Annotated in this window: 1 protein-coding gene and 1 pseudogene; both read left to right on the top strand. The window is 75.9% G+C overall.

Translation table 11 applies throughout. The annotated features are described in order from the left end of the window. Positions 1–894: pseudogene (locus ACQKIP_RS44820) on the top strand (hypothetical protein); the annotation flags it as partial. Continuing rightward, on the top strand, positions 891–2,628 hold a 1,738-nt coding region (locus ACQKIP_RS44815), incomplete at its 3' end, for a GMC family oxidoreductase N-terminal domain-containing protein (RefSeq protein ID WP_427745629.1). The pseudogene ACQKIP_RS44820 and the gene ACQKIP_RS44815, both read left to right, overlap by 4 nt.

Here is a 2,628-nt window from a genome sequence, read left to right as displayed (position 1 = left end):
GTCTGGTACACCACCGCGACCGACCCGGCCACCGGCAGCGGCCTGTGGCTGCACCACGAACTGGTCGCACCCGCCGACGGGGCGCCGCCGTTCACCCACGGCTGGGCCGCCGTCTTCCCCGGCGAAGGGCCCATCACGCACGCACGGTTCGGCCCCGAGCCGTGGCGCAGAGCCGACGGCGACGGCTTCACCGCACCCGGCATCTCCGCCCGCCCCGGACGCCTCACGGGCAGCGCCGGAGACATGCGCTGGGACCTGGCCGAACGCCCTACGGACAGCCCGCTGTTCACCTTCCCGCGCTGGTCCTGGCGCCGGCCGCTGCTGCCCGCCGCCCAGCTGCTGCCCGCCGCCCGGGCCACGTACGACGGCAGCGTGACCTACGGCGACCGGGAACTGACCCTGCACCACGCCCCCGGAGCCTCCGCCCGCATCTACGGGCACGGCAACGCCCGCCGCTGGGCCTGGTTGCACGCCGATCTCGGCGGCGGCGACGTACTGGAGATCGTGGCCGCCGTCTCGATGCGGCCGGGACTGCGGCGGCTGCCGCCCCTGGTCTTCCTGCGGCTGCGGCACCGGGGTCGCACTTGGCCGCGCCGGGCCGAGCGCACCGCGGTGGGCTGGGCGGGCCCGGGCCGCTTCACCGCCGATCTGGGCCTGCCCCGCTGGAAGGTGACCGGCCGCAGCGGGCTGCGCCGCATCCGGGTCGAGGTGACCCAGGCCGAGGAGCGCACCCTGCGCCTGGACTACGCCGACCCGGACGGCACCCCGGCCACCTGCCACAACAGCGAGCGAGCCGATGCCGTCATCCGGCTGGAACGGTGGTGGGGCCGGTGGCGCCCGGAAGCCGCGTGGAGCCTGGACGGCACCGCCCACGCGGAAGTGGGCACGCGATGAGCCTGACCGGGATGGTCGCCGCGCTGCTCGCCGACGACGGCAGCCAACGCTGGCCCGCACGGGTGCCGCAGCGGCTCGACGACGTGCTGGACTCGATGCCCGCGGCCGCCCGCGCCGGAGTGCGCGGTGCCGCGGCCGCCGTGGACGCCTACGCGCTGGCCCGGACCGGACGAAGCCTCGCCGCCCTCGGACCCGCCGAACGCGACGCCGTCATGGGGACACTGGGCGCCCGCACGGCGCTGATGCCGCTCCTGGATCTGCTCAAGGTGCCGGTGCTGCTCGCGGCAGGCACCGAGCGGATGCTCGAACAGGGCGCGCGGACACCGGCGTTGGCCCCGCCGGACGATCCGCCGCTGGACTGCACGCCCGCCGGGCAGTGGCCCGACCGCTCCACCGCGGACGCGGTCGTCATCGGCTCCGGTGCCGGGGGCGCCATGGCAGCCCGTACCCTCGCCCGGGCCGGATGGCGCACCGTCGTCATCGAGGAGGGCGAACACCACACCACCGCGTCCTTCGGGAGCCGCGCGCCGCTCGACCGGTTCTCCGCGCTCTACCGCGACGGCGGGGCCACCGTCGCCGCGGGCCGGCCGCCGCTGCTGCTGCCGACGGGCCGAGCGGTGGGCGGCACGACCATCGTCAACTCCGGTACCTGCTACCGGACTCCGGACCAGGTCATCGAGCGGTGGCGCAGCGCGTTCGGCTTCGCCCCCGCAGAGGGACTCGGCGCGCATCTCGACGAGGCCGAGCGCACCTTGCGGGTGGCCACCCAGCCCTTGGACGTCCTGGGCAACAACGGACGCCTGGCCTTGGCCGGCGCCGCCGAACTCGGCTGGAAGGCCGGCGCCCTGCGCCGCAACGCGCCCGGCTGCAAGGGCTCCTGTCAGTGCGTCGTGGGCTGCCCGACCGGCGCCAAGCAGAGTCTGCAGCTGTCGGTGCTGCCCGATGCCTGTGCCGCGGGCGCCCGGATCGTCACCGGGGCCCGCGTCCGCTCCGTCCTGGTCGATGCCGACCGGCCCGGCGGACCGCGCGCGGCGGGGGTGCGCGTACGCCGCCCGGACGGCAGCGACCTGGAAATCCTCAGTCCCCTGGTGGTCGTCGCGGCAGGCGCCCTGCAATCCCCGCAACTGCTGCGCCGCTCGGGCCTCGGCGGCCACCCGCGCCTGGGCCGCAACCTCAGCGTGCATCCGGCGACCAGCGTGGCCGGACGGTTCGCCCGGCCGGTGACGGCCTGGGAAGGCGTTCTGCAAAGCGTCGGCGTCGAAGAGCTGCACCATGACGGAATCCTCGTCGAAGCCACCGCCACACCCCCCGGCATGAGCAGCTTCGTCCTGCCGGGCGTGGGCCGGGAGCTGCGCCGCGAGCTGGAGTCCGCCGGGCACCTCGCCACCTTCGGCGCCATGATCGCCGATCTGCCCTCGGGCCGGGTGCTCGGGCGCGGACGCGGCCTGATCCGCTACGACCTCCACCCGCGCGACGCGCACCGCCTGATGACCGCCGTTGGCGCCATGGGCCGGCTCCTCTTCGCCGCCGGCGCCGACGAGGTCCTCACCGGCATCCCCGCCGCACCCCGCGCCGGAAGCCTCGCCGAACTCGAAGCGCTGCTGAGCGGGGTGACGGCCCGGCAGCTTCATCTGTCCGCCTTCCACCCCACCGGTACGGTCGCCGCGGGCAGCGACCCGCGCAGGGCGCCGGCCGACCCGGAGGGACGCCTGCGCGGCGTACACGGGGTACTGA

Source organism: Streptomyces sp. NPDC059900, from assembly GCF_050270335.1.
In the GTDB taxonomy this organism is placed as follows: domain Bacteria; phylum Actinomycetota; class Actinomycetes; order Streptomycetales; family Streptomycetaceae; genus Streptomyces.
This window is presented reverse-complemented; position numbering and strand designations above follow the sequence as displayed.